Origin of the sequence: Streptomyces sp. JH002 (genome assembly GCF_050916115.1) — a bacterium.
Taxonomy (GTDB): domain Bacteria; phylum Actinomycetota; class Actinomycetes; order Streptomycetales; family Streptomycetaceae; genus Streptomyces; species Streptomyces xiamenensis.
The window spans coordinates 4462513-4486426 of record NZ_CP087989.1 but is presented as its reverse complement, the minus strand read 5'-3'; the positions used below and the strand labels follow the sequence as shown (position 1 = coordinate 4486426).

The window sequence follows — 23914 nt, the reverse complement described above, 5'->3', positions numbered from 1 at the left end:
GGAGCGGGGTACGGGTCCGCGGTACGGGCCGGCTGTCGCACGGGAGTCGCACCGGCCGGGCCGCCCGCTCGCGGGTCGATCGGCGCCGGGTCCGGGCATGCGAAAACGCGGGCCCCGGGTGCGGGGCCCGCGGAAGAACACGACGGGTCGCGGTGGCCCGGCCGCGGCCGGGCCGGACCTCACGGTGCCGCGGCGCCGTTCGCCTCACGCCCCGCTCGCGCCCCGTTCCGGGGCGCTCCGCCGGGCGGCGGCGATCAGCTCTGCTGCTTGGCCGGCTTCTTCTTCTCGCCCAGCACGACCAGCCCGGCGATCACCACGAACAGGGCGATCGGGGCCGCCACGAACAGGCCGAGGGTCTCGATGACGCTCAGGCCGGAGCCCGGGTCGTCGCCGTCCTCGCGCGTCAGGGCCTGGGCGGCCGGGGACGTCATGAGCAGCATCAGCAGCGTGCCGGCCGTGAGGGCTCCTGCGCGCAGGCCGCGCTGGCTCAGTCGCTTCTGCCCACGGGCGTTCTTGTTCGCGTTGACCACGCCCCCCACACTAACGAACCCCTTCCGCGGCCTTTCCCACGCCCCCGCCGTTTCGTACGGATCAGTGCGGGGTGGCCCCGGTCGGCTCGGAGGTCAGCGGCAGCTCGGCGGCGGCCAGCGGCTGCTCCGAGGTGAGGGGCGCGATGTCCCAGGGGGCCGGCTCGCTGGTGAGCGGCGGGTCCAGGGCACGGGCCGCCGCGTCGGGGTCGGTGAGCTCCGACAGGTCGAGTTCGCCGGTCTCGTCCCAGGGCATGGCCGGCAGCTCGTCGTACGGCACTGCGGGCTCGCCGATGAGGGCGGGCGGATGGGGGGCGACGGCGGGTTTACTGGGTGCGGCCACGGGCCTCACTCCGTTCACGGGCGGTAACGCGGACTTCGGTGCCCTCGTTGCCCTACCCAGTCAACGCCACCCCATCCGTTCTCGCGACCGCAATTACGGGAAAGCGATCGATATCACCCACGGTCGGCGAAAAGATTTGCGGCGCCGCTCCCCTCAGGCGGAGGTCCGTCCCTCGATTCTGGCCAGCGCGTCGTCCGCGCCGTACGGCTGGAGGTACGGCAGCCACCGCGGATCGCGGTGGCCGGTGCCGATGATGCGCCAGGCGAGCCCGGACGGCGGCCCCGGCTTGTGCCGCAGCCGCCAGCCCAGCTCGGCGACCTGCCGGTCGGCCTTGATGTGGTTGCAGCTGCGGCAGGCGGCGACGACGTTCTCCCAGGCGTGCGCGCCGCCCCGGCTGCGCGGGATCACATGGTCGACGCTGGTGGCCACGGCCCCGCAGTACGCGCACCGGCCGCCGTCGCGGGCGAACAGCGCCCGCCGGGTGAGCGGCACGGAGCCCCGGTAGGGAACCCGGACGAAGCGTTTGAGCCGTACCACGCTGGGTGCCGGTATGGCATGGGTGGCGCTGCGCATCAGGACGTCCGAGTCCTCCAGACTCACCGCCTTGTCGTTCAGCAGCAGAATGAGCGCGCGGCGGATGGGGACGACGCCGAGCGGCTCGTACGAGGCATTGAGAACCAGGACCTGCGGCACGGATGCCCTCCAGTTCCGTCGGCGGCGCGTGGCTCGCGCCGGGACGATCTCCCACAGTGTGTCCCGGCCGCGGGGGGAAAGCGCCACCACGAACAGGGAATGCACCGATGGTGTCATTCGCCACACCTGCCCCGTATTGCTCATACTTCTCCCTGCCCCGGGCCGGAACCGGGCCGGTGGGGGCCCCTCCCCCGATTACGGTGGACGGGTGAGCAGGGAGAACTGGGAAGCCTGGCTGGGCACGGGCCTGCGTGTCGCGCTGATCGTGGTGATCGCCTTCGTGCTGCGCGCCGTTGTGCGCCGGTCCATCAGCCGGCTCATCAAGCGCATGCACCGCGACGACAAGCGCCGCACCGGCGGCCGGAGCGGTGGCTCGCTGCTGGCCAGCCCCGAACGGCGGATCCAGCGCGCCGCCGCCATCGGCTCCGTGCTGCGCAGCGCCGCCTCGGTCATGGTCCTGGGCACCGCCGCGCTGATGGTCCTGTCCCAGCTGGAGATCGAGCTGGGCCCGCTGATCGCCAGCGCCGGTTTCCTCGGCGTGGCGATCGGCTTCGGCGCGCGCAACCTGGTCACCGACGTGCTGAGCGGGATGTTCATGCTGCTGGAGGACCAGTACGGGGTCGGGGACCGGATCGACGCCGGCGAGGCCACCGGGACCGTGGTGGAGATAGGGCTGCGGGTCACCACCCTGCGCGGCGAGAACGGCGAGCTGTGGTACGTGCGCAACGGCGAGATCAAGCGCGTCGCCAACCTCAGCCAGGGCTGGGCCACCGCCCAGCTCGACATCGAGGTCCGCGCGGACGCCGACTACGAGCAGGTGCGCAAGCTGATCAGCGGCGCGGGCGAGGAACTGCGGACGGCCGGCAGCCCCTGGGACGAACTGGTGTGGGAGCCGCTGGAGGTCCTGGGTCTTGAGTCGGTGACGCTGGATTCCATGGTGGTGAAGGTGCGGGCCCGCACCATGCCGGGCAAGGCCGTGACCGTGGAACGGGAACTGCGGCGCCGCATCAAGCGGACGCTGGACGAGGCCGGAATCGCGCAGGTGGACGGGGCCGGCGTGACGCTGGAGAAGCTTCGAGCTGCGCCGGGCGCGACGCTCCGTAACACTGAGGGGTGAGGAGCGAAGCGACCTGGGAGGCGATCTCACGATGCGCGCACTGACCTACACGGATTACGGCGACCCTTCGGTGCTGCGGGTGACCGAACAGCCGGAGCCGCACGCGGGGCCCGGCCAGGTCCGGATCGCGGTGCGCGCGGCGGCGGTGAACCCCATCGACTGGAAGATCAGGCGCGGCCTCTTCGACGAGACCTCGCCGCTCGCCTTCCCCGCCATCCCGGGCACGGACGCGGCCGGTGTCGTCGACGAGGTCGGCTCCGGGGTGGCCGGGGTGTCGGTCGGTGACGAGGTCTTCGGTTCCGGGCAGAGCGCGTCCGCGCAGTACGCGGTGCTCGACCACTACACGGTCAAGCCGGCGGAGCTGACCTGGGAGCAGGCGTCCGGGCTGCCGGTGACCTCGGAGACCGCGATGCGCGCGCTGCGCCTGCTGGGGGTGACGACGGGGCAGACGCTGCTGATCGAGGGCGCGGCCGGCGGAGTGGGCAGCGCGGCGGCACAGTTCGCGGTGGCCAACGGCATCACCGTGATCGGCACGGCGAGCGACCGCAACCAGGACTACTTGCGCTCGCTGGGGGTGCTGCCGACGACGTACGGGGCGGGCCTGCGGGAACGGGTGGCACGGCTGGCGCCGCAGGGGGTGGACGCGGTGTTCGACACGGCGGGTTCGGGGTCGCTGCCCGAGCTGATCGAGATCGCGGGCGATCCGGGCCGGGTGGTGAGCATCGCGGACTTCTCCGCGCCGCAGCACGGGGCGCGGGTCACCTCGGCGATGTCGGACGAGCCGGCGTACGACGCGCTGCCGCAGGCCGCCGATCTGGCCCGGGAGGGGCGGTTCACGGTGGCGATCGACTCGGAGTATCCGCTGGACGCGGGCGCGAAGGCGCACGAGCGCAGCGAGGGCGGCCACGTGCGCGGAAAGATCGTGCTCACCGTCTAGTCGCTCGCCCTGGGCGGGCCACACAATGGCGCGCATGACGCATACCGATGTCGAGGCCGAGGTCGAGATCCGCCGCTACCGTCCGGGCGATGCCGCCGACGCCGCGGCTCTGCGGCGGATCTGCGTCGGCACCGGGTACAACGGCGGGGACGCCCGGGGCCATTACCGCGATCCGGGGGTGCTGCCGGCGCTGTTCGCCACCCCGTACGCCGAACTCGCCCCGGAGCTGGTGTTCGTGGCGGACGAGGGGGACGGGCCGATCGGCTACATCGTGGGCGCGGCCGACACCCGGGCGTTCTACCGCGCGTTCCGCGCCACGTGGCTGCCCCGGGTGCGGGACCGCTTCCCGGAGCTGGCCGGGGCGACGGACATGGACGGCGAACTGCGCGGCCTGCTGCACGCGCCGGAGCGGATGATCGACGCCGAGGTGGTGCGCGAACACCCCGCCCATCTGCACATCGACCTGCTGCCGCAGGGGCAACGGCGCGGTCTGGGTACCCGGCTGATGACGGCATACCTCGACGCGCTGCGCGAACGCGGCGTCCCCGGCGTCCATCTGGGCATGAATCCGGCGAACACCGCCGCGCACGCCTTCTACACCCGGCTGGGCTTCGTCACCCTGCGCGAGCCGACCGAGGAGGCCCAGGTGCTGTATCTGGGCCTGCGGCTGTAGGACGGCCGGCGGTGCGGCGTCCCCGGGCGGCCGTCCGGCCGGTCACGGGTGCCGGGCCCAGGTGAGCAGGGTGACCGCGCGGCCCCGGATCTCACGGTGCAGCGGCTCGTCCGGCGCCAGGGCGAACCCGGCGGCGCGGGCGACGGCGTTGGAGGCCGCGTTCTCCGGCTCGATCCGCAGGATCACCCGCGGGACGGGCAGCTCGGTCAGGGCGTACTCGGCCAGCAGCCGCACCGCGCGGGCGGCCAGCCCCCGGCCGCGGTGGGCGGGGCCCACGGTGTAGCCCAGTTCGGCCTCGCGTTCGGCGTCCGCGTTGGGGAACAGCACGGCCTCGCCCAGCGGGGCGGCCCCGTCCAGCGTGATGGCCAGCTGGACGCGGCGGCCCGCGGGCCGGGAGTCGCGGGCCTTCGCCAGGTAGTCATCGGCGGCGGCCTCGTCGAACGGTGAACGCAGCGGGGTCCACCGGGCGATCTCCGGGTCGTCGAACAGCGCCACCATGGCGGCCCGGTCGGCCGCCGTCCACTCGCGCAGCTGCACGCCGTGGCCCGTCAGCCGCAGCGGGGCCAGGGGCAGCACGTATACGGGTTCCTCGCCGGTCATGCTGGTGATCTTGCCCGGTGATCATCGATCTTGGAAGTGGTCGTTCACATCACGGAAGCCGGCGTGGCGGCCGACCGGACGGGTACGGACGTACGCGGCGTCTCGCACCCCGTACAGGTGTCCGGGCCCCGGCCGGCCGCCACGGCGTGGCGTGTGTCAGCCCACTCGGTCGCGGACCCACACGCCCGCTTCCTTGAGCGGCGCGGTGCCGGAGAACTGACCGGCGGCGCAGGAGCCCTCGCGGAAGACGGCGCCCGAGCGCCAGTCGTCGGAGAAGTTCCAGTTGGCCCAGCTGATGCCCTTGGCGGCCATCAGATCCAGGTAGCGCTGCGACATGGCGAAGTCGTTGGCGCCCTCTCCCGCGTAGTCCTGGGTGCCCCATTCAGTGACGAAGATCGGCAGCCGGTCCGAGGCCCGGTCCAGGACGGAGAGGTAGTGGTCGCGGTGCGAGGCCGCGTAGAAGTGGAAGGTGTACGCGATGTTGTCGGCGTTGACCGGGTTGGCGACGATCTCGTTCTCGTCGGCCCCATCGGAGACGCCGAGCGAGGACCAGCCACGGGTGCCGACCAGGACGACGGCGTCGGGCGCCCCGGCCCTGACCACCGGGATGACCTCCTCGGCGTAGCTCTTGATGGACTGCCAGCTGACGCCGTTGGGCTCGTTGGCGATCTCGTAGAGCAGGTTGTCCTGGTGGCCGTGGCGGGCGGTGATATCGGTGAAGAACCGCTTCGCGAGGGCGGTGTTGGCGTTCGGGTCGCCGGGGCTCAGCTGGTGCCAGTCGACGATCACGTACAGCCCGCGCGCGGTGGCCTGGTCGATGACCCGGCTGACGATGTCGGTGAAGCGCTGCGGGTTGGTCGCGTATCCCCCCTCCTGCACATAGGTGGACACCCGCAGCAGCGACGCGCCCCAGTCGTCGGCGAGGGCGTCCAGCGAGCCCTCGGTCAGGCAGTGCTCGAACCACTGGGTGCCGTGGCTGCTCATGCCGCGCAGCTGGACGGGGCTGCCGTCCTCGCCGCACAGCCTCAGGCCGCAGATCTCCAGGGCGCCGTACTGCTGGTACGGGGTGACGGCCTCGGAGCGCGGCGGCTCGTCGGGGGTGTCGCCGCCGGAGGCCGTGGCGGTGGCGGTGCCGCCGCCCAGCCACAGAGCCGCGGCGGCGCCGGTCGCGGTGAGCAGTGCGGCGAGCGAGGCGAGGGCGCGGGTTCCGGGCCGCTTCCGGCGCCGGTGTGCGGCGGGAGCGCCGCTGTCGGTGGTGGGGGTGTGGCTCATGAGACCTCTCGTCTGCCGTGGGGGAGGGATCGAGACCGATGTGAACGTAAGTGCAACCTGACGGGTGGTCAATGCGTGTCAGTTGGGGGACGGTGAAGACAGCCTTAAGGGGGCTTAAGAGCCGACTCCGGCGCACCCGGGGCGGCTTCACGGCGCGCGGCGCGGGGCGCAACATCGCGATCGCGACAAGATCCCGGTAAAGACTGTCTGGATCACGGCACACCGGCCATACTTCTGGCCGTGGCCACACACCAGGGGGGAGGGCCCGACGTGAGGCAGCCACCGCACACTCCGGCGCCGCCCGGCCTGCCCCCGGAGACCCCGCCGCCCCTGCCCGTGGCGCCGGACGTACCGGCCGCACCGCCGCCCGTACCGCCCGCCCCGGCCCGGCCGCCGGGCCGGCCCCGGCTCTCGGACTGGGCGAAGGGGGCGCGCTCGCTGCGCACTTCGGTGCGCACCGAGCCGGGCCGGCTGCGGATCATCGGGGCCGCCGTCGCCGCCGCGCTGCTGCTGTTCGGCGCGGCCACCGCCTGGCAGATCGGCGCCCGCTCGGACGCCGCCGACACCCTCATCAGCAGCAGCCAGCCGCTCAGCGCGGAGGCCGCCGACATCTACCGCTCGCTGGCCGACGCCAACACCACGGCGGCCGTGGCCTTCCTGACCGGCAGCGGCTCCGAACCCCAGGTGCGCGAGCGCTACGAGGAGCGCGTCGCCACCGCCGCCGCCCTGCTCACCCGCGCCGCCGCGCACACCGGCAACTCCGAGCAGGCCCAGCAGTTGATCGCGCTGCTCAACGCCGAACTCCCGGTGTACACCGGGTTGGTGGAGACGGCGCGCGCGAATGACCGGCAGGGGCTGCCGCTGGGCGGCGCCTATCTGCGGTACGCCGACAGCCGGATGCAGGAAGTCCTGCTGCCGGCCGCCGAGTCGCTGTACGCGCTGGAGACGGGCCGCTTCCAGGACGACGCGCGGCGGGCGGGCGCCTGGCCCTGGTTCTCGCTGGCCGCCGCCGCGCTCGCGCTCGGCGTGCTGGCCTGGGCCCAGCGGCGGCACTGGCTGCGCACCCACCGGGTGTTCAACCAGGGCCTGCTGGCCGCCACCGGTGCGGCGCTGGTGCTGCTGCTGTGGTTGGTGGGCGCGCACACCTTCGCGAGGGCGGCGCTGGACGAGGCGGATCGCGGCGGGGCGCAGTCGCTCAGCGCGCTCAACGACGCCTGGATCGCGGCCCTGCAGGCACGGGGCGCCGAGAGCATGACGCTGGTGGCACGGGGTTCGGGCACCGGCTTCGAGGAGAGCTACCAGGAGCGCATGGCCGAACTGGCCGGGCCGCAGGCCGACGACGCGCAGGACGGCGCGCCGCGCGGGCGGCTGGGCGCGGCCTGGCAGCTCGCCGACGACGAGGACGGGCGGGACCCGATCGGGGCGGCCCACGCGGCGGTCGGCGAGTGGCGGGCCCTGCACGAGGAGGCCCGGCAGCGGGAGAACGCCGGGGAGTACCAGGAGGCGGTGGAACTCGTCATCGGCGAGGAATCGACGGGTAGTTCCTTCGACCGGGTCGACGAGGCGCTGGCGCGGGCCGTCGCCCACGAGCAGGGCCAGTTCACCCGGGCCGCCGAACGGGCCGCCGCCGCCCAGACCGGGCTGCTTGTCGGGTCGCTGGCGCTGGTGGCGCTGGCCGCCACGGGCACCGTGCTCGGCATCAACCGCAGGCTGGCGGAGTACGGGTGACCCGGGGTGAGGGCGGAGGTGCGGCGATGGGAGCGCTGAGGCGGCCGGGCGGTCGCTCGCTGCTGATGGTGGTGGGCGGCATGGCGCTGGCCGGCTGGATGCTGGCCGGGTCGCTGCCCGCCCCCGGCGACGGCGGGCGGGAGGACGCGAAGGGCCCGGTGACCGGCGGACACCTGATCCAGGTGGACGACGGCGACGGCGGCCCGAGCGGCCCGGACGGCGACGGCATCGGCTCGCTGGCCGCCCGCGAGACCTGCGACAACGGGATCGACCCGGCCGGCAACAGCTGGTCCCCCTCCCGCGAGGAGGGCGCCGCCGTGCGCCGGATCACCGAGCGCGGCCGACTGATCGTGGGCGTCGACCAGAACAGCTATCTGTGGGGCTACCGGGCCCCCGACGATCCGCAGACCGTCATCGGCTTCGACATCGACCTGGCCCGCGCGGTCGCCGCCGACCTGCTGGGCGACCCCGAACTGGTCACCCTGCGCCCCATCCCCACCGACCAGCGCATCCCGCTCCTGGAGAACAGGGAGGTGGACATGGTGATCCGCAGCATGTCCATCACCTGCACCCGCTGGGAGTCCGTGGCGTTCTCCGCCCCCTACTTCGACACCGGCCAGCAACTGCTGGCGCCCCGCTGGTCCACGATCACCGGCTTCGACTCCTCGCTGGCCGGGATGCGGGTGTGCAGCGGCGACGACACCACCGCCCGGGTCCTGCTGGAGAGCGAGCCGCACGGCGCCGCGCTGGTGGAGGCCGGCGGTCATCTGGACTGCCTGGTACGGATCCAGCTGGGCGAGGCCGACGCCCTGATGACGGACGGCGCGCTGGCCGCCGCCCACGCCGCGCAGGACCCCACCATGCGGCTGATCGGCGAGCCCATCAAGGAGGAGTCCTACGGCATCGCGATGAATCCCGGCGACGAGGACCTCGTGCGCCGGGTCAACGCCATACTGGAGGACTACCGGGCCGGCGGCGACGGCAGCGACTGGCGCGTCTCCTACCGGGCCTGGCTCGCCGACTACTTCCCACCGGACCAGTCCCCGGAGCCGGCCGCGCCCCGATACCGGGACTGACCGGTGAACCGTACGCGGACGGGGGAAGGATCAACGAGCGCGCACATGCGGCGACGTCACAGCCAGTGCCAGAGTCAGTACCAGAGCCACAGTCACAGCCAGAGCCACAGCCAGAGGGGAGAGCGATGGCCCCGGATTCCGGTCAACGGGTGCTGAGCCGGGAGGAGGTGGACCGCGCCCTGACGCGGCTCGCCGCCGAGCACGAGGCGATCGAGACGTCCCTGCTGTCCCTTCAGGACCACGCCGGGCGCCGGCTGCTCGAAGGCGCCGAGCTCACCGGGCTCACCCTGGAACGCTGGCGGCACGCCGAGGCCATCGTCTCCGACCTGTGGTCCTGGTTCGAGACCTGCACCGAGACCCTCGCGCGCGCCCGCGAACTGCGCGGCCGCCGCCGCTTCCCCGGCCGCGAGGAACTCACCCGCCTCAGCCACCTGCTGGAGGGCCGCAACCTGGTGATCTCCGGCGGCGAGCTGCTGGCCGAACACACCAGCTGGCAGCAGTTGGTGACCCGGATGAACCGCGGCTACGGCGAGGTCCTGGGCGTGGTCGCCGCCGCCGACGCCGTGTGGTCCGCGCTGCCGGCCCGGATAGACCTGCTCTCCGCCGAACTGCGCCGGGTCAGCGAACTGGCCCACTCCGCCGGCGTACGCCCCGGCACCCACCCCTCCGGCGACGACCTGGAGCGGGTCACCGCCGAACTGACCGCGCTGCGCGCCGAGGTCATCACCGACCCGCTCGCCTTCTGGCTGCCCGAGGGCGGCTCCGGCGCGGTCGCGGGCGGACGCCCCGACACCACCCGCTACGACAGGGCCGCCCGCACCCTGGACGACATCCGCCGCGAGGTCGACGCCGTCTTCGGCGTGCGCAAGGACGCCGAGGCCCGGCTGGTGGGGCTGCGCGACGTGCTCTCGCGCGCCGACCGCACCCTGGCCGAGGCCCGCGCCGCCCGCGTCGAGGTGCTGTCCAAGATCGCCGCCAGTGAGGTCCCCGCCGTCAGCGGGCCGCCCGTCGTCCTCCAGCAACAGCTGGCCACCGCCGGGGAGTACCGGCGCCGCGCCCAGTGGCACCGGCTCTCCCCACTGCTGGACGCGCTGGAGGTACGCGCCGAGGAGGAGCTGCAACGCGCCCGTTCCTCCCTGTCGGCCGTCACCGCCCCGCTCGCGATACGCGCCGAACTGCGCGGCCGTCTCGACGCCTACCGCGCCAAGGCCGTCCGGCTCGGCAAGAACGACGACCCCCTGTTGTCCGAACGCTACGACGCCGCCCGCCGCCTGCTGTGGACCGCGCCGTGCGATCTGCGCGCCGCCGAGAGCGCGGTGCAGCGCTACCAGGACGCGGCGGCCGACGTGCTGACAGGGCGGAGCGAGCCATGAGCGAGAGCGGACCCCTGTCCGTGCCGTGTCAGCGGCCCGGCTGCGCCGGCCACTACGAGGACGTCGGCGACGGACAGCTCTACTGCGACCTGTGCGGGCTCGCCCCCGTCGTCTCGGCGCGCGGCGACATCGGCGGCGTGGGCACCGGCCTGACCCACGCGCCGCGGCGCGGCGACGTACCCTCCCAGCGCTCGGCGCCCGCCTCGGTGCCGTCGGCCGCCTCCGAACGGTCGCTGCCCAGCTCGCGGCTGTCGCACCGCTCGGTCTCCGGCGCGCTCTCCCGCTCCCTGTCGGTACCGATGTCGGAGCGCCCGGTCTCCGTGCGCAGTTCCCGCGCCAGCGCCTCCCGCCACCGCTCCCGGCTGGGCGCCGGCCTGGTGACCATCCCCGCTGTGCCCCGGCCCGAACCGCTGGACCAGGTGCTGGCGGACCCCGAGGTACCCGAGCGAAAACGGTTCTGCGGCAACAGCGACTGCGGCGAGCGGGTGGGCCGTACCCGCGGCGAGCGCGCCGGGCGCAGCGAGGGGTACTGCACCCGCTGCGGCCACCCGTACTCCTTCGTGCCCAAGCTGCGCCCCGGCGACCTGGTGCACGACCAGTACGAGATCGCCGGCTGCCTGGCGCACGGCGGGCTCGGCTGGATCTATCTGGCCAAGGACACCCGCGTCAGCCACCGCTGGGTGGTCCTCAAGGGCCTGCTGGACACCGGCGACGAGGACGCCATGGAGGTGGCGATCTCCGAACGGCGCTTCCTCGCCGAGATCGAGCACTCCACGATCGTGCGGATCTACAACTTCGTCGAGCATCTGGACCGCCGCACCGGCAGCCTGGACGGCTACATCGTCATGGAGTACGTGGGTGGCCGGTCGCTGAAGGAGATCGCCAACACCCGGCGCAGCGCGGACGGGCGGCGCGATCCGCTGCCGGTGGAGCAGGCGTGCGCGTACGGCATCGAGGCGCTCGACGCGCTGGGGCATCTGCACAGCCGCCAGCTGCTGTACTGCGACTTCAAGGTCGACAACGCGATCCAGCAGAACGACCAGCTGAAGCTGATCGACATGGGCGCGGTGCGGCGCATGGACGACCACGAGAGCGCGATCTACGGCACCGTCGGCTATCAGGCGCCCGAAGTCGCCGAGGTGGGCCCGTCCGTGGCCTCCGACCTGTACACGGTGGCGCGCACGCTGGCCGTGCTGACCTTCGACTTCCAGGGCTACACCACGATCTTCGCGGACAGCCTGCCGGAGCCGGAGCATGTGGAGGTCTTCCGGCGGTACGAGTCGTTCTACCGGCTGCTGGTACGGGCCACCGACCCGGACCCGGAGCGGCGGTTCGCCTCCGCGCAGCAGATGTCCGAGCAGCTGACGGGGGTGCTGCGGGAGGTGGTGGCGCTCCAGTCGGGGCAGCCGCAGCCCGCGCTGTCGCAGCTGTTCGGCCCCGAACTGCGGGTGCCGGACACCGAGCTGCTGCCGGGCCTCGGCCGTGACGTGTCGGCGCTGGGCGCGCGGCGGCGGGTACGCGGCCGGGCCGCGCGGGGCGCTGCGGCGTCGGCGCTTCCGCCGGCCGCCGGCCCGTTGACCACGCCGGTGGACATCGAGGCGGCGGCCCTGGCGCTGCCCGTTCCCAAGGTGGACCCGGAGGACCCCAACGCGGGCTTTCTGTCCGGGCTGATGGCCGGCGCGCCCGCCGACCTGCTGGCCGCGCTGAGCGCCGCCCCGGTGGACTCGGTCGAACGGCGGCTGCGCGAACTGCGGGCCCTGCTGGAACTGCCGGACGGGCGGGGGCGGGAGAGCGCGCGCTGGCTGCTGTCCGCGCTGGAGGACGAGTGCGGCGACGACTGGCGGGTGGTGTGGTACCAGGGCGTGGCCGCCCTGGCGACCGGCGACCTGGGCACGGCGGCGCTGTCCTTCGACGCGGTGTACGACGCGTTCCCGGGCGAGGTGGCCCCGAAGCTGGCGCTCGCGGTCTGCGCGGAGACGCTGGGCCAGCAGGACAACGCGGCCGATTACTACGAACTGGTGTGGCGGACCGATCCCAGCCATGTGAGCGCCAGTTTCGGACTGGCCCGGGTACGGCTGGCCGCCGGCGACCGGGAGGGGGCGGTGGCCGCGCTGGAGTCGGTGCCGGACACCTCCGCCCACCACATCGCCGCCCGGGTGGCGGCGGTCCGCGCGAGGCTGCGGCACCGCTCACCGGCCGAGCCGCTGCTGCCGGACCTGCTGGCGGCGGGCCGGCAGGTCGAGACCCTGCTCGAAGGGGGACTGGAACCAGCACTGGGCGAACAACTGTCCTGTGAGGTGCTGGGGTCTGCGCTGGACTGGCTGCTATCCGGCCATTCCGGACAGAATGGGCGGCTCCTGGGTGCGCCACTGGAGGAGACGGGCATCAGACTGGGTCTGGAACGCTCCTACCGGCGGCTCGCGCAGTGGGCGCCGGACAGTAGTGAACGGATTGAACTGGTGGAGGCGGCCAACCGCTTCCGCCCTAGGACATGGGTGTGACGATGCCGCAGCTCGACCAACTCTCCGCCTGCCCCGGCTGCGGGGAGCCGCTGGAAGCCGACGACGAGTTCTGCGGCAGCTGCGGCAAACACCTGCGCACCACAGCCCCGACGGGGGCCAAGGACCCGGCGGCCCCCGCTCCTCCGCCCCCGCCCATGACCGCCCGGCGCCCCGCGTCCCCCACGGCACCGGGCGGGACGCCGCCCGCACCGGGAGGCACCGCACCCCAGGCCGGCCCCACGACTCCCCCCGGATCCGCGCCCGGCGCCCCGGCGGACCCACGCCCCGCCACGACGGGCACCCCCCGCACCGGCCCGGCCCCGGCCGCCCAACAGCCCGCCGCCACCGGCAGCGCCGCATCGGCCGCCGGGCAGCAGCCGGGCGCCACCGGTCCCCAGCCCGGCACACCCACGACGCCTCCGGCTCCGGCAGCGCAGCAGCCGGGTGCACCGGCACCGGCAGCGCAGGGCACAACGCCGCCCGCGCCGAACCCACCCGCCGGGCGCGGCGCCAGCACCACCCCGGGCCCCACCGCGGCGACCTCGCCCGGCCAACCCGCCTCCACCGGCAGCGCGCCCGGCGTACCGGCGGCACACGGCGCGGCCCAACCGGGCCCGAACGCGCCCGCCGCGGGGACCGGCAGCGCCGCATCGGCCGCCGGGCAGCAGCCGGGCGCCACCGGTCCCCACCCCGGCACCCCCACCACACCTCCGGCTACGGCAGCGCAGCAGCCGGGTGCACCGGCACCGGCAGCGCAGGGCACAACGCCGCCCGCGCCGAACCCACCCGCCGCACGCACCCGTAACACCACCCCGGCCACTGCTGCGGCACCGGCGGCGGGGCAACAGCCCGCCGGCGCCACCGCGAACGCGCCTGGTGGTCCGGCCCCGCAGGCCGCACAGCCGGGCGTTGGTGCCCCGGGCTCCGCCGCCCCGCGTACCAGTGCGGCGGCAGCACCGACCACGGCCCCGCAGCAGCCCGGCGGCCGTTCCGCCGGAACGCCGCAGGCCCAGGCCCCGGCAGCCACGACTCCGCAGAGCCCGAACCCCACCGCTCCCGGCGCGACGCGGCCCCCGGCCGCTGCCCCGGCCGCGACTCCCGCGACACAGGCGCCGCAGGCCAAGAGCCCCGCCCCGGCCGCTCCCGCAGCGCAGCCACCCCGGCCGGCCACCGCGCCGAAGGGCGCAACAGCCGCGACCCCGGCACCGGCACCGCAGGGCGCGAACCCTGCCGCGCCCAACCCGTCCCGGCCCGCTGCCGCCGGCTCGGCCCCGGCCCCGGCCCCGGCAGCGCAGGCCAAGGGCTCCGCCCCGGGCAACTCCCCGTCGCCGGCCGCCAAGCCGGCCTCCGCACCGGCCGTGCCCGCCGCCGCACCGCAGCAGCCCCACGCGCCCGCCGCCTCCGCGCCGCAGAACCCGGGTTCCGGACGCCCGGCGGCCCAGCCGGCCGGTGCGGCCGACGGATATACGCCCACCGAGCCCGACTTCACCCTGCCGCCGCCGCAGCCCGCGTCCGGTGGCGGGCCCCGCATTCCCTCGCTCGACCCCCGGGCCACCGCGGCCGCCGCCACGCCCCCGCCGGCCCCAACCCCGGCGTCCGCGCCCGCCGACCCGCGCGCCGCCGCTGATCCGCGCACCCGCGACTCCCGGCCGCCCACCCGCGAGACGAACCCCGTCCTGTGCGCCGTCTGCGGCACCGGCCGTGTCGACGGCGACGGCTACTGCGCCGACTGCGGCCGCGCGCAGCCCGGGCAGCGCGATCATGTCGAGCGCGCGCTCGGTGGCGTCGCGGCCGTCAGTGACCTCGGGCTGCGGCACCACCGCAACGAGGACTCGTTCACCGTCTCGGCGACCGCCCTCGCCGATGGTTCGCCCGCCGTCATCGCCATCGTCTGCGACGGCGTGTCCTCCTCCTCCCGCCCCCACGAGGCGTCCGCCGCCGCCTCCGAGGCGGCGGCGGAGTCGCTGCTCGCCTCACTCCCGCGCGGCGTCTCGGGCCAGCAGGCCATGCACGACGCCGTTCTGTCCGCCGCCCGTGCCGTCGCCGATCTCGCCGACCCCGCCGCCGAGCCGGGTCAGAACGCCCCGGCGTGCACCCTGGTGGGCGCCGTCACCGCCGGCGGCATCCTCACCGTGGGGTGGGTCGGCGACAGCCGCGCCTACTGGATTCCGGCCGAGCGCGGCGCCGCTCCCGCCCGGCTCACCGAGGACGACTCGTGGGCGGCGCAGATGGTCGCGGCCGGCCTGCTCAGCGAGGCCGAGGCGATGGCGGATCACCGCGCGCACGCCATCACCGCCTGGCTGGGCGCGGACGCCGTCGAGGTCGAGCCGCACACCGCGTCGTTCAAGCCGGACCGTCCCGGCGTGGTGATCGTGTGCACGGACGGCCTGTGGAATTACGCCGAGTCCGCCGAGCGGCTCGCGCACCTGGTGCCCGCCACGGCCCGCGAGACACCGCTGCCGACCGCGCAGCAGTTGGTGCGGCACGCCCTGGAGTCGGGCGGCCACGACAATGTCACGGTCGCGGTCCTGCCCTTCCCGGTGGTGGAAGCGGCCGGATGAGTACAGAGCCGGTCTTCGGCGTCGACGTCTACCAGAACGAGTTCCTGTACCAGGGCGCCGACGAGGTGCACGCCATCGTCACGGTCTCCGCCACCGGCGGCGACCGGGCGGGCGAGGCGGCGGTCGTCATCATGGTGGACTGTTCCGGCTCGATGAACTATCCGCCGTCCAAGATGGACGGCGCCCGCCGGGCCACCGAGGCGGCCATCGACACGCTGCGCGACGGCACGGCCTTCGCCGTCGTCGCCGGCACCCACCGGGCCCGGGAGGTCTTCCCGGGCACGGGCCGGCTGGCCGTGGCGGACGCCGCCACCCGCCGGGCGGCCAAGGCGTCCCTGGCGGGCCTGACCGCCACCGGCGGCACCGCCATCAGTACGTGGCTGCTGCTCGCCGAGCGCCTGCTGGCCACCTCCACCGCCCCGATCCGGCACGGCCTGCTGCTGACCGACGGCCGCAACGAGCACGAGGAGCCGGAGCGGCTGCGCGAGGCCCTCGCCCGGTGCGCGGGCCACTTCACCTGTGACGCCCGTGGCGTGGGGACGGACTGGGAGGTCAGGGAGGTCACCCAGATCGCCGGGGCGCTGCTGGGCTCCGCCGACATCGTCGCCGAACCGGCCGGTCTGACGGCCGACTTCACCGCGATGATGGAGTCGGTCATGGGCAAGGAGGTCGGCGATGTCAGCCTGCGGCTGTGGACTCCGCTGGGGGCGGGCGTCCGCTTCGTGAAGCAGGTGGCGCCGGCCGTCGCCGATCTCACCGACCGCCGTACGGAGGCGCCGCCGCGCGCCGGCGACTACCCGACCGGTGCGTGGGGCGCGGAGTCCCGCGACTATCACCTCGCTCTCCATGTCCCGCCGTGCGACGTGGGGCAGGAGATGCTGGCGGCCCGGGTGTCGCTGGTGCGGGCCGGTGGCGAGCCCGTTGCGGTCCGGCCGGGGCTGATCCGCGCGGTGTGGACTTCCGACATGGCGGCCGCCACCACCCTCAACCCGCAGGTCGCCCACTACACCGGGCAGGAGGAGTTGGCCTCGGTCATCCAGCAGGGCATTGACCTGCGCAAGCGCGGTGACGCGCGTGGCGCGACGGCCAAACTGGGCCGCGCCGTCCAGTTGGCGCACCGCTCGGGGAATGAACAGACCTCACAACTGCTGGCAAAGGTGGTGGACGTGGAGGATGCGGCGAGAGGTACTGTTCGACTGAAGGCGAAAGTCGCCGAGGCCGACGAGATGACCCTGGAGACGAGGTCGACGAAGACGGTCCGGGTAAAGAAGTAGTCGACATGAGACGAATCAGCGGAAGCAGGGGGAGGGCGTAACGTGCCGACTTGCCCGAACGGTCACCAGTCGTCGGCCGAGGACTGGTGCGAGGTGTGCGGCTACCGCATGCTGGCGCCCGCCGCCGCGATGCCCCCGCCCCCCGGCGCCTTCGGTCAGCACCCGGCTCCGCCGGGTCCCCCCGTGCCTCCCGGCCCGCCCGGTTACCCGGCGGGCCCGCCCATGCAGCACCACCCGGGCCGGCCGCCCGAGATGTGTCCGCAGTGCCGTACTCCCCGCGAGGCGCAGGCGCCGTTCTGCGAGGGCTGCCGGTACAACTTCCTGACCAACTCCCCCACCACCTACATACCTCCGGCGCGTGCGGACGGCCCGCCGATACCCGGGGCGCCGCCCCACCAGCAGCCCTACGGTCACCAGCAGCCGCCCCCCGCCCCGCCGGCCCCGATGCCGGGCGGCGGCGCCCCGGGCCAGACCGGTGACTGGGTGCTCCCGCCGCCGATGCCGCACCAGCAGCAGGGGCAGGGTGGTTACGGCTATCCGAACACCGCCGCCTCCTGGATGGTGACGGTGGGCCCCGACCCCGACTACTTCCAGGCGATGATGCGCCGTTCGGGCCCCGAGGCCGCCCAGCTGAGCCTCCCCCCGTACGCCCCGCCCCGGCAGGTGCCGCTGAACGGCCCGCAGGTGACCATCGGCCGCCGCCGCCAGTCCACCGGGGAGAGCCCGGACATCGACCTGTCACAGCCTTCCGAGGACCCGGGCGTCTCGCATCAGCACGCCGTCCTCGTCCAGCAGCCGGACGGCAGTTGGGCCGTGGTGGATCAGGACTCCACCAACGGCACGACCGTCAACGGTTCGGAAGACCCGGTCCAGCCCTTCGTCCCGGTACCGCTGCGTGAGGGCGACCGGGTGCATGTCGGGGCGTGGACGACCATCACTCTTTACCGGGGATAGGGGCCCAGCACGTCGTGAGCATGGACCAGGGGGGCGGACCCGCCATATCCGTGGCGGGTCTGCGCAAGAAATACGGGGACACACAGGCCGTCGACGGCGTCAGCTTCGAGGTTCCGCGGGGGGAGTTCTACGGAATCCTCGGGCCGAACGGCGCCGGCAAGACCACCACGCTGGAAATGATCGAGGGGCTGCGCCGCCCCGACGAGGGGACCGCCGAGCTGCTCGGCACCCCGTCCTGGCCGCGCAACCGGGGCCTGTTGCGCCGCATCGGCGTGCAGCTCCAGGCGTCCGCGTTCTTCGAGAAGCTTTCGGCACGCGAGCAGATCCACAGTTTCGCCGCGCTGTACGGGGTGTCCACCGACCGCGCCGACGCCATGCTGGAGTCGGTGGGCCTGGCCGAGAAGGCCGATGTCCGCGACAGTGAGCTGTCCGGCGGACAGGCGCAGCGGCTGTCGATCGCCTGCGCGCTGGTGCACGATCCGGAACTGGTGTTCCTGGACGAGCCCACCACCGGCCTGGACCCGCAGGCCCGCCGCAATCTGTGGGACCTGCTGCGGCAGATCAATTCCGAGGGCCGCACCGTCGTCCTCACCACGCACTATCTGGACGAGGCGGAGGTGCTGTGCGACCGGGTCTCGATCATGGACGCGGGCCGCATCCTGCGCACCGGGCCGCCCGCCGAGCTGATCAGTGAGCTGGGCGTCGACACCCTGGAGGACGTCTTCCTCCAGCTGACCGGACGGGAGTTCCGCGAATGAGCCGCTCCTCCGGCCTGCTGCCGCTGTCCAAGAACATGGCGCTGGGTCTGCTGCGCGACCGCACCGCCGTGTTCTTCATGATGATCTTCCCGCTGATGTTCCTGGTGCTCTTCGGCGCGCTCTTCCAGGACAACAGCATCTCGCGCTCGCCGATCGCGCAGGTCGGCGAGGTCGAAGTGCTGGACGGGCTGCCCGAGGACGCCCGCGCCGAGCTGGACAAGGTGGTGGAGTTCCGGCGCGCCGCCGATCTCGACAGCGCGCTGGAGGACGTGCGCGGCGGCGAGGTGGCCGGCGCGATCTGGCAGTCGGGCGACACCGTCGAGCTGCGCTACTCGGAGGCCGACGGCGTACGGGCCGGCACCGTCCGCAGCGTGCTCCAGTCGCTGGTGGAGGCCGCGAACCAGGCGGCGACGGGCCAGCCGCCGGCCTACCGGCTGGCCACCGATACCGTCGAGGACGACTCGGTCAAGCCGATCCAGTACCTGGCGCCCGGTCTGCTGGGCTGGGCGATCGCGATGGGCGGGGCCTTCCTGTCGGCCCTCACCCTGGTGGGGTGGCGCAAGTCCCGGCTGCTGCGGCGGCTGTGGCTGGCACCCATCCACCCGGCGACGATCATCGGTGCCCGGGTCGGGGTGACGCTGGCGCTGGCGCTGGTGCAGACGGCCCTGTTCCTGGGCATCGCCTGCATCCCGTTCTACGGGCTGCGATTGAGCGGGAGCTGGTGGCTGTCGATCCCGCTGGTGCTGAGCGGCTCGCTGGCGTTCATGTCGATCGGCCTGGTGATCGGGGCGGTGGCGAAGACCGAGGAGGCGGCCAACGGCATCCTCCAGGTGGTGATCATGCCGATGGCGTTCCTGGCCGGGTCCTTCTTCCCCACCGATGTCATGCCCGGCTGGCTGAGCGGGATCGCCCAGCTGCTGCCGCTGCGCCATCTCAACGACGCGCTGTCGGACGTCCTGAGCCGCGGTGGCGGCTGGGAGACGGCGCTTCCGGTGATCGGCGGGCTGCTGCTGTTCACCGCGGTGCTCACCGCGATCGCGGCGAAGCTGTTCCGCTGGGACGCCTGAGCGTCCGCGGTACCCCGCTGACCTGCGGCCCGGCGGCTGTCGGGCCGCGGTCAGCCGGGGGTGTTGATCATCGAACCGGCCGCGTACACCATGTAGCGCCACAGCTCGGCCTCGTCCTCCTCGGCGAGGCCGAGCGTGTCGATGGCGTCCCGCATGTGCCGCAGCCAGGCGTCGTGCGCCGCGCGGTCGACCGTGAAGGGGGCGTGCCGCATCCGCAGCCGGGGGTGGCCCCGGTTGTCACTGTAGGTGCGCGGGCCGCCCCAGTACTGCATGAGGAAGAGCGTGAAGCGCTCCTCTGCCGGGCCCAGGTCCTCCTCGGGGTACATGGGCCGCAGCAGCGGGTCGTCGGCCACGCCCTGGTAGAAGCGCTTCACGAGCTTGCGGAAGGTGGGCTCGCCACCGACCCGCTCGTAGAAGGTCTCGGTGTGCAGGGTGCCGCGTCGGATCTCAGTCACTCCTCCATGGTCGCAGACCCGTTCCTGCCTCCGGAATGTGTCCGGGGAGCGCCCCCGGCCGGGAACTCACGGAGAGTAGACCGGGGGCGACAGGGCGCGGCAGACTGATGCGGTCGTGAATGAGGAGGGCGAGGATGCCGCCGAGGGATCTTCCGAGCGCGCGCGAGGCGCGGCTCGGTGCCGAATTGCGGAAGTTGCGGGAGCAGGCCGGTAAAGCCGCGCACGAGGCGGCGGCGTGGATCGGTACGGATCGCGCGAAGATGTCGAATATCGAATCCGGGCGGCGCGGAATCAGTGAGACGCGGATCCACCGGCTGACGGAGTTCTACGGGTGCCGCGATCAGCGGCTGGTCGGTGAATTGTGCGCGATGGCCCGCGAGCACCGGGGCGGCAACTGGTGGGACGCGTTCCGCGGGAAGGTACCGCAGGGCAATGTGGACATGGCGGAGCTGGAGCACCACAGCACGGCGTTGCGGATGGTGCATCTGCTGCTGGTGCCCGGGGTGTTCCAGACGCCGGAGTACGCGCGTGCGGTGATGGCGGGCTCGGTGCCGCCGCCGGACGAGGAGTTGCTGGCGGCGCGGGTGGCGGTGCGGCTGCGGCGCGGGGAGTTGCTGCGGGGGGAGAACCCGCCCAGGTGCCAGGCGATCATCCACGAGGGCGCGCTGCGGATGCGGTACGGGGGCCGTGCGACGGCGCGCGGGCAGCTGGAGTGGCTGCTGAAGGTGACCGAGTGGCCCTCGGTCGAGCTGCGGGTGATTCCGTTTTCCCAGGAGGACATTCCCGGGCACGGTCAGTCATTTCTCTATGCGTACGGGCCGGTGCGGGAACTGGACACGGTCGAGGTGGACACGCCTTTCGGCGGTGATTTCCTGCACGCGGCGGAGGAGTTGGAGAAGTACCGCAGACTGCTGGAAGTTTCCGAGAAGATCGCCCTCGACGAGGGCGAGTCGCGGCAGCTGATCCAGTTCATCGCCCGCGAGATGTGATCCGGACGGGGCCCGCACCCCGCCCGTGGCGCACCGCCCGCCGGGACCGATGTCAACCCCGCGGTGATCGGCCACCCGAACGTGTCAGCGCGGGGTCACCGTCAGACCCGGGGTGGTGGTACCAGGCCGGCGCACCGCGATCGATCCCAGCGGGGTGCGCAGCCGCAGCCACACGCCCCGGGCCAGCACCGCCACCGGCGCCGCGGCCCGCAGGAAACCCAGCGAGCGGGCCGCGTGCACGGCACGCAGCGGCAGCGGGGTGCCGGACAGCGTCCGGCTCCAGATCTCCTCGGCCAGGGCGTCCAGCGCGTCCCTGGTGCGCTCGGTGGCGGCCAGCGCCTCCGTACGCTCCCGGAACTCCGCGACCACGGCCTCGGCCGCGCCCCGTACCCCGGCGTGCTCCAGCTCGGCCACCGGCTCCCAGCCGCCGCGCGGCGGCAGCACGCCCGCCCAGGACGGGCCGGTCACCGCCGCCGGGACGCGCGCCGTGCCTGCGGCCTCGTCGATGCCCTCCAGCAGCTCGCCCGCCGAGACGGTGATGTCGAGGCGGGCGGGCTCGGCGAGCCGCAGCGGGCGGATCGCCAGCACGTCGAAGCGGGCCGGCTTGGCGAACACGCCGAGCACCTGCCCGTCCGCCTGGAGCCGGGCGGCCGCCGCCTTCTCCCAGCGGAGCAGCCGGGCGAGGAGGGCCGCCAGCTCGGCGGCCTCCCCCCGCTCGGCGAACGACAGGCTCACGCGGTACCGCTCCCGGCCGTGTCGTCCTGGTAGTGCGCGAGGAAGCGGCGCTCCTCCTCGGTGATCCGGCGCGGCCGGCCCGCCTGGAGGTCGTAGGGCACCACCACGGTGGCGGCCCGCACGTACACCTGCTCGGGGTCCTTGACCTCGTAGGCCACGGTCACCGAGGCGCCGCCCACCTTCGCCACCCACAGCTCGACGGTGACCGGCGTGTGCCGGTGCACCAGCGGGCGCAGGTAGTCGATCTCATGCCGTGCGACGACCGAACCGCCGGTGAACGCACCGGAGTCGGCCTGCCGCGCCAGCCGGAACATGAAGTCGATCCGGGCCTCTTCCAGGTACCGCAGGAAGATCACATTGTTGACATGCCCGAAGGAATCCATGTCCGACCAGCGCAAGGGGCACTCGTACACATGCCGCACGGCTCTTCCTCCGCCCCTCAGCCCCGGGTGAGCTTCTTGTACGTCGCCCGGTGCGGACGACTGGCCTCCGGGCCCAGGCGCTCGGCCTTGTTCTTCTCGTAGGCCTCGAAGTTGCCCTCGAACCAGAACCACTTGGAGTCGCCCTCGTAGGCGAGGATGTGGGTGGCGATCCGGTCCAGGAACCACCGGTCGTGGGAGACGACCACGGCGCAGCCGGGGAAGTCCAGCAGGGCGTTCTCCAGGGAGGAGAGCGTCTCCACGTCCAGGTCGTTCGTCGGCTCGTCGAGGAGCAGCAGGTTGCCGCCCTGCTTGAGGGTGAGCGCCAGGTTCAGGCGGTTGCGCTCACCGCCGGACAGGACCCCGGCCGGCTTCTGCTGGTCCGGGCCCTTGAAGCCGAACGCGGAGACGTACGCCCGCGAGGGCATCTCGACCTGGCCGACGTTGATGTAGTCCAGCTCGTCGGAGACGACGGCCCACAGCGTCTTCTTGGGGTCGATGTTGGCGCGGGACTGGTCGACGTAGGAGACCTTGACCGTCTCGCCGGTCTTGATGCTCCCGGAGTCCGGCTTCTCAAGATCCATGATCATCTTGAACAGGGTGGTCTTGCCGGCGCCGTTGGGGCCGATCACCCCGACGATGCCGTTGCGCGGCAGGGTGAACGACAGGTCGTCGATGAGCACCTTGTCGCCGAACCCCTTGGTCAGGTGGTCGACCTCGACGACCACGCTGCCCAGACGCGGACCCGGCGGGATCTGGATCTCCTCGAAGTCCAGCTTGCGGGTCTTCTCGGCCTCCGCCGCCATCTCCTCGTAACGGGCGAGACGGGCGCGGGACTTGGCCTGCCGGCCCTTGGCGTTGGAGCGGACCCACTCCAGCTCGTCCTTGAGCCGCTTGGCGCGCTTGGCGTCCTTCTGGCCCTCGACCTTCAGACGCGCCTGCTTGGTCTCCAGGTACTTGGAGTAGTTGCCCTCGTAGCCGTGCAGCCGGCCGCGGTCGACCTCACAGATCCACTGGGCGACGTTGTCGAGGAAGTACCGGTCGTGGGTGATGGCCACCACGGTGCCCGGGTACTTCGCCAGGTGCTGCTCCAGCCAGTTCACCGACTCGGCGTCCAGGTGGTTGGTGGGCTCGTCCAGCAGCAGCAGGTCGGGCTGCTCCAGCAGCAGCTTGCACAGCGCCACGCGGCGCTTCTCGCCACCGGAGAGCTTGGTGACCTCCCAGTCGCCGGGCGGGCAGCCCAGGGCGTCCATGGCCTGCTCCAGCTGGGCGTCCAGGTCCCAGGCGTTGGCGTGGTCCAGCTTCTCCTGGAGCGCGCCCATCTCTTCCATGAGCGCGTCGGAGTAGTCGGTCGCCATCAGTTCGGCGATCTCGTTGAACCGGTCGAGCTGGCCCTTGACCTCGGCCACGCCGTCCTGGACGTTCTCCAGCACGGTCTTGGTCTCGTCCAGCGGCGGCTCCTGGAGCAGGATGCCGACGCTGTAACCCGGAGTGAGGAAGGCATCACCGTTGGAGGGCTGCTCCAGACCGGCCATGATCTTCAGCACGGTGGACTTACCCGCGCCGTTGGGGCCCACGACACCGATCTTGGCCCCGGGCAGAAAGCTCTGGGTCACGTCGTCAAGGATCACCTTGTCGCCGTGTGCCTTGCGCGCCTTGCGCATGGTGTAGATGTACTCAGCCAACAGAAACCGTCCGGCTAATCAGTGAAGGGGCGGAAGAGTGGATGCGTCCATCCTGCCGCATGGCATGCCCCGGGCGGAAACCGGCCGGGGGTGTGCTAGAGAGCGAAGGGACGCGAAAGGGGCGGGTCCCGGGTGGGACCCGCCCCTTCGGGTACGGGCGGCGATCACCGTGCGAAA

The 23914-nt window shown here is 73.1% G+C and carries 21 protein-coding genes and 1 pseudogene; 13 read left to right on the top strand and 9 right to left on the bottom strand.

Annotation, left to right across the window (positions count from 1 at the left end):
- Positions 1-254: 254 nt before the first annotated feature.
- The 3 genes from H7827_RS20535 to H7827_RS20525 form a co-directional block, all read right to left on the bottom strand.
- The gene (locus H7827_RS20535; protein WP_046725514.1) at positions 255-440 is read right to left on the bottom strand and encodes a hypothetical protein; all 186 of its coding nucleotides are present in this window, start codon (positions 438-440) and stop codon (positions 255-257) included.
- A gap of 151 nt (positions 441-591) precedes the next feature.
- A complete protein-coding gene (locus tag H7827_RS20530) occupies positions 592-870 on the bottom strand; it encodes a hypothetical protein (RefSeq protein ID WP_234389877.1) in 279 nt (92 codons plus the stop codon).
- Positions 871-1023: 153 nt separating this feature from the next.
- Positions 1024-1563, bottom strand: a complete 540-nt coding sequence (locus tag H7827_RS20525; RefSeq protein WP_030725505.1) for an HNH endonuclease — start codon at positions 1561-1563, stop codon at positions 1024-1026.
- A gap of 208 nt (positions 1564-1771) precedes the next feature.
- On the opposite strand from H7827_RS20525, the gene H7827_RS20520 reads away from it, so the two are divergent.
- The 3 genes from H7827_RS20520 to H7827_RS20510 are packed head-to-tail and all read left to right on the top strand — an operon-like array spanning position 1772 to position 4290.
- Entirely contained in the window at positions 1772-2680 is a 909-nt protein-coding gene (locus H7827_RS20520; RefSeq protein ID WP_432746864.1) for a mechanosensitive ion channel family protein, read from the top strand.
- Between the two features lie 31 nt (positions 2681-2711).
- Positions 2712-3617, top strand: a complete 906-nt coding sequence (locus H7827_RS20515) for an NADP-dependent oxidoreductase (RefSeq protein ID WP_386536415.1) — start codon at positions 2712-2714, stop codon at positions 3615-3617.
- Between the two features lie 34 nt (positions 3618-3651).
- Positions 3652-4290 carry a GNAT family N-acetyltransferase gene (locus H7827_RS20510; protein ID WP_432746863.1) on the top strand — a complete coding sequence of 213 codons (639 nt, stop codon included), beginning with the start codon at positions 3652-3654 and terminating at the stop codon, positions 4288-4290.
- A gap of 42 nt (positions 4291-4332) precedes the next feature.
- Here the strand turns inward: H7827_RS20510 and H7827_RS20505 are convergent, their stop codons facing one another.
- Both H7827_RS20505 and H7827_RS20500 read right to left on the bottom strand, forming a co-directional pair.
- Positions 4333-4890, bottom strand: coding sequence for a GNAT family N-acetyltransferase (locus tag H7827_RS20505; protein WP_386536421.1), 558 nt, complete (start codon positions 4888-4890; stop codon positions 4333-4335).
- Positions 4891-5046: 156 nt separating this feature from the next.
- A complete protein-coding gene (locus H7827_RS20500) occupies positions 5047-6162 on the bottom strand; it encodes a glycoside hydrolase family 5 protein (protein WP_432746862.1) in 1116 nt (371 codons plus the stop codon).
- Between the two features lie 270 nt (positions 6163-6432).
- Here H7827_RS20500 and H7827_RS20495 point away from each other — a divergent pair, with 270 nt between their 5' ends.
- From H7827_RS20495 to H7827_RS20455, 9 genes and pseudogenes are all read left to right on the top strand, one after another.
- Positions 6433-7890 carry a hypothetical protein gene (locus tag H7827_RS20495; protein WP_432746861.1) on the top strand — a complete coding sequence of 486 codons (1458 nt, stop codon included), beginning with the start codon at positions 6433-6435 and terminating at the stop codon, positions 7888-7890.
- Between the two features lie 26 nt (positions 7891-7916).
- Positions 7917-8966: a glutamate ABC transporter substrate-binding protein gene (locus H7827_RS20490; protein WP_432746860.1), complete on the top strand. Its 1050-nt coding sequence runs from the start codon at positions 7917-7919 to the stop codon at positions 8964-8966.
- Positions 8967-9091: 125 nt separating this feature from the next.
- Entirely contained in the window at positions 9092-10339 is a 1248-nt protein-coding gene (locus H7827_RS20485; protein WP_386536432.1) for a hypothetical protein, read from the top strand.
- On the top strand, positions 10336-12840 hold the full coding sequence (locus H7827_RS20480) for a tetratricopeptide repeat protein (protein WP_432746859.1): 2505 nt from the start codon (positions 10336-10338) through the stop codon (positions 12838-12840). The genes H7827_RS20485 and H7827_RS20480 overlap by 4 nt, the downstream gene beginning before the upstream one ends.
- Positions 12841-14333: 1493 nt before the next feature.
- Positions 14334-15401 (top strand): annotated as a pseudogene (locus H7827_RS20475) (PP2C family protein-serine/threonine phosphatase); the annotation flags it as partial.
- Entirely contained in the window at positions 15398-16675 is a 1278-nt protein-coding gene (locus H7827_RS20470) for a vWA domain-containing protein (protein ID WP_432746858.1), read from the top strand. The pseudogene H7827_RS20475 and the gene H7827_RS20470, both read left to right, overlap by 4 nt.
- 42 nt (positions 16676-16717) lie before the next feature.
- A complete protein-coding gene (locus H7827_RS20465; protein WP_432746857.1) occupies positions 16718-17629 on the top strand; it encodes an FHA domain-containing protein in 912 nt (303 codons plus the stop codon).
- A gap of 20 nt (positions 17630-17649) precedes the next feature.
- Entirely contained in the window at positions 17650-18387 is a 738-nt protein-coding gene (locus H7827_RS20460) for an ABC transporter ATP-binding protein (protein ID WP_432748015.1), read from the top strand.
- A complete protein-coding gene (locus tag H7827_RS20455) occupies positions 18384-19454 on the top strand; it encodes an ABC transporter permease (protein ID WP_432746856.1) in 1071 nt (356 codons plus the stop codon). Before H7827_RS20460 ends, H7827_RS20455 begins: the two co-directional genes overlap by 4 nt.
- A 50-nt stretch (positions 19455-19504) precedes the next feature.
- On the opposite strand, the gene H7827_RS20450 is transcribed toward H7827_RS20455, so the two are convergent.
- On the bottom strand, positions 19505-19909 hold the full coding sequence (locus H7827_RS20450) for a globin (RefSeq protein ID WP_386541944.1): 405 nt from the start codon (positions 19907-19909) through the stop codon (positions 19505-19507).
- A gap of 119 nt (positions 19910-20028) precedes the next feature.
- Between H7827_RS20450 and H7827_RS20445 the strand changes: the two genes are divergently transcribed.
- Entirely contained in the window at positions 20029-20898 is an 870-nt protein-coding gene (locus H7827_RS20445) for a helix-turn-helix domain-containing protein (RefSeq protein ID WP_432746855.1), read from the top strand.
- Positions 20899-20982: 84 nt separating this feature from the next.
- Here H7827_RS20445 and H7827_RS20440 read toward each other — a convergent pair whose 3' ends face one another.
- Genes H7827_RS20440 through ettA form a run of 3 tightly spaced genes read right to left on the bottom strand, consistent with a single transcriptional unit; the run spans position 20983 to position 23737 of the window.
- Positions 20983-21633 (bottom strand): hypothetical protein, encoded by a 651-nt coding sequence (locus tag H7827_RS20440; RefSeq protein ID WP_432746854.1) that lies wholly within the window; start codon positions 21631-21633, stop codon positions 20983-20985.
- Positions 21630-22055 (bottom strand): acyl-CoA thioesterase, encoded by a 426-nt coding sequence (locus H7827_RS20435; RefSeq protein WP_030725460.1) that lies wholly within the window; start codon positions 22053-22055, stop codon positions 21630-21632. Before H7827_RS20435 ends, H7827_RS20440 begins: the two co-directional genes overlap by 4 nt.
- Before the next feature lie 17 nt (positions 22056-22072).
- Complete coding sequence (gene ettA / locus H7827_RS20430) at positions 22073-23737, bottom strand: energy-dependent translational throttle protein EttA (protein WP_030725458.1); 1665 nt, start codon at positions 23735-23737, stop codon at positions 22073-22075.
- Positions 23738-23914 lie beyond the last annotated feature (177 nt).

What these genes read in the sequence shown, in the direction of transcription:
- H7827_RS20505 (WP_386536421.1), bottom strand. Translation starts at nt 4,890, where the DNA reads ATGACCGGCGAGGAACCCGTATACGTGCTGCCCCTGGCCCCGCTGCGG.
- H7827_RS20500 (WP_432746862.1), bottom strand. Translation starts at nt 6,162, where the DNA reads ATGAGCCACACCCCCACCACCGACAGCGGCGCTCCCGCCGCACACCGG.
- H7827_RS20470 (WP_432746858.1), top strand. Translation starts at nt 15,398, where the DNA reads ATGAGTACAGAGCCGGTCTTCGGCGTCGACGTCTACCAGAACGAGTTC.
- H7827_RS20490 (WP_432746860.1), top strand. Translation starts at nt 7,917, where the DNA reads ATGGGAGCGCTGAGGCGGCCGGGCGGTCGCTCGCTGCTGATGGTGGTG.
- H7827_RS20535 (WP_046725514.1), bottom strand. Translation starts at nt 440, where the DNA reads ATGCTGCTCATGACGTCCCCGGCCGCCCAGGCCCTGACGCGCGAGGAC.
- H7827_RS20515 (WP_386536415.1), top strand. Translation starts at nt 2,712, where the DNA reads ATGCGCGCACTGACCTACACGGATTACGGCGACCCTTCGGTGCTGCGG.
- H7827_RS20445 (WP_432746855.1), top strand. Translation starts at nt 20,029, where the DNA reads ATGAGGAGGGCGAGGATGCCGCCGAGGGATCTTCCGAGCGCGCGCGAG.
- H7827_RS20455 (WP_432746856.1), top strand. Translation starts at nt 18,384, where the DNA reads ATGAGCCGCTCCTCCGGCCTGCTGCCGCTGTCCAAGAACATGGCGCTG.
- H7827_RS20510 (WP_432746863.1), top strand. Translation starts at nt 3,652, where the DNA reads ATGACGCATACCGATGTCGAGGCCGAGGTCGAGATCCGCCGCTACCGT.
- H7827_RS20460 (WP_432748015.1), top strand. Translation starts at nt 17,650, where the DNA reads ATGGACCAGGGGGGCGGACCCGCCATATCCGTGGCGGGTCTGCGCAAG.
- H7827_RS20485 (WP_386536432.1), top strand. Translation starts at nt 9,092, where the DNA reads ATGGCCCCGGATTCCGGTCAACGGGTGCTGAGCCGGGAGGAGGTGGAC.
- H7827_RS20480 (WP_432746859.1), top strand. Translation starts at nt 10,336, where the DNA reads ATGAGCGAGAGCGGACCCCTGTCCGTGCCGTGTCAGCGGCCCGGCTGC.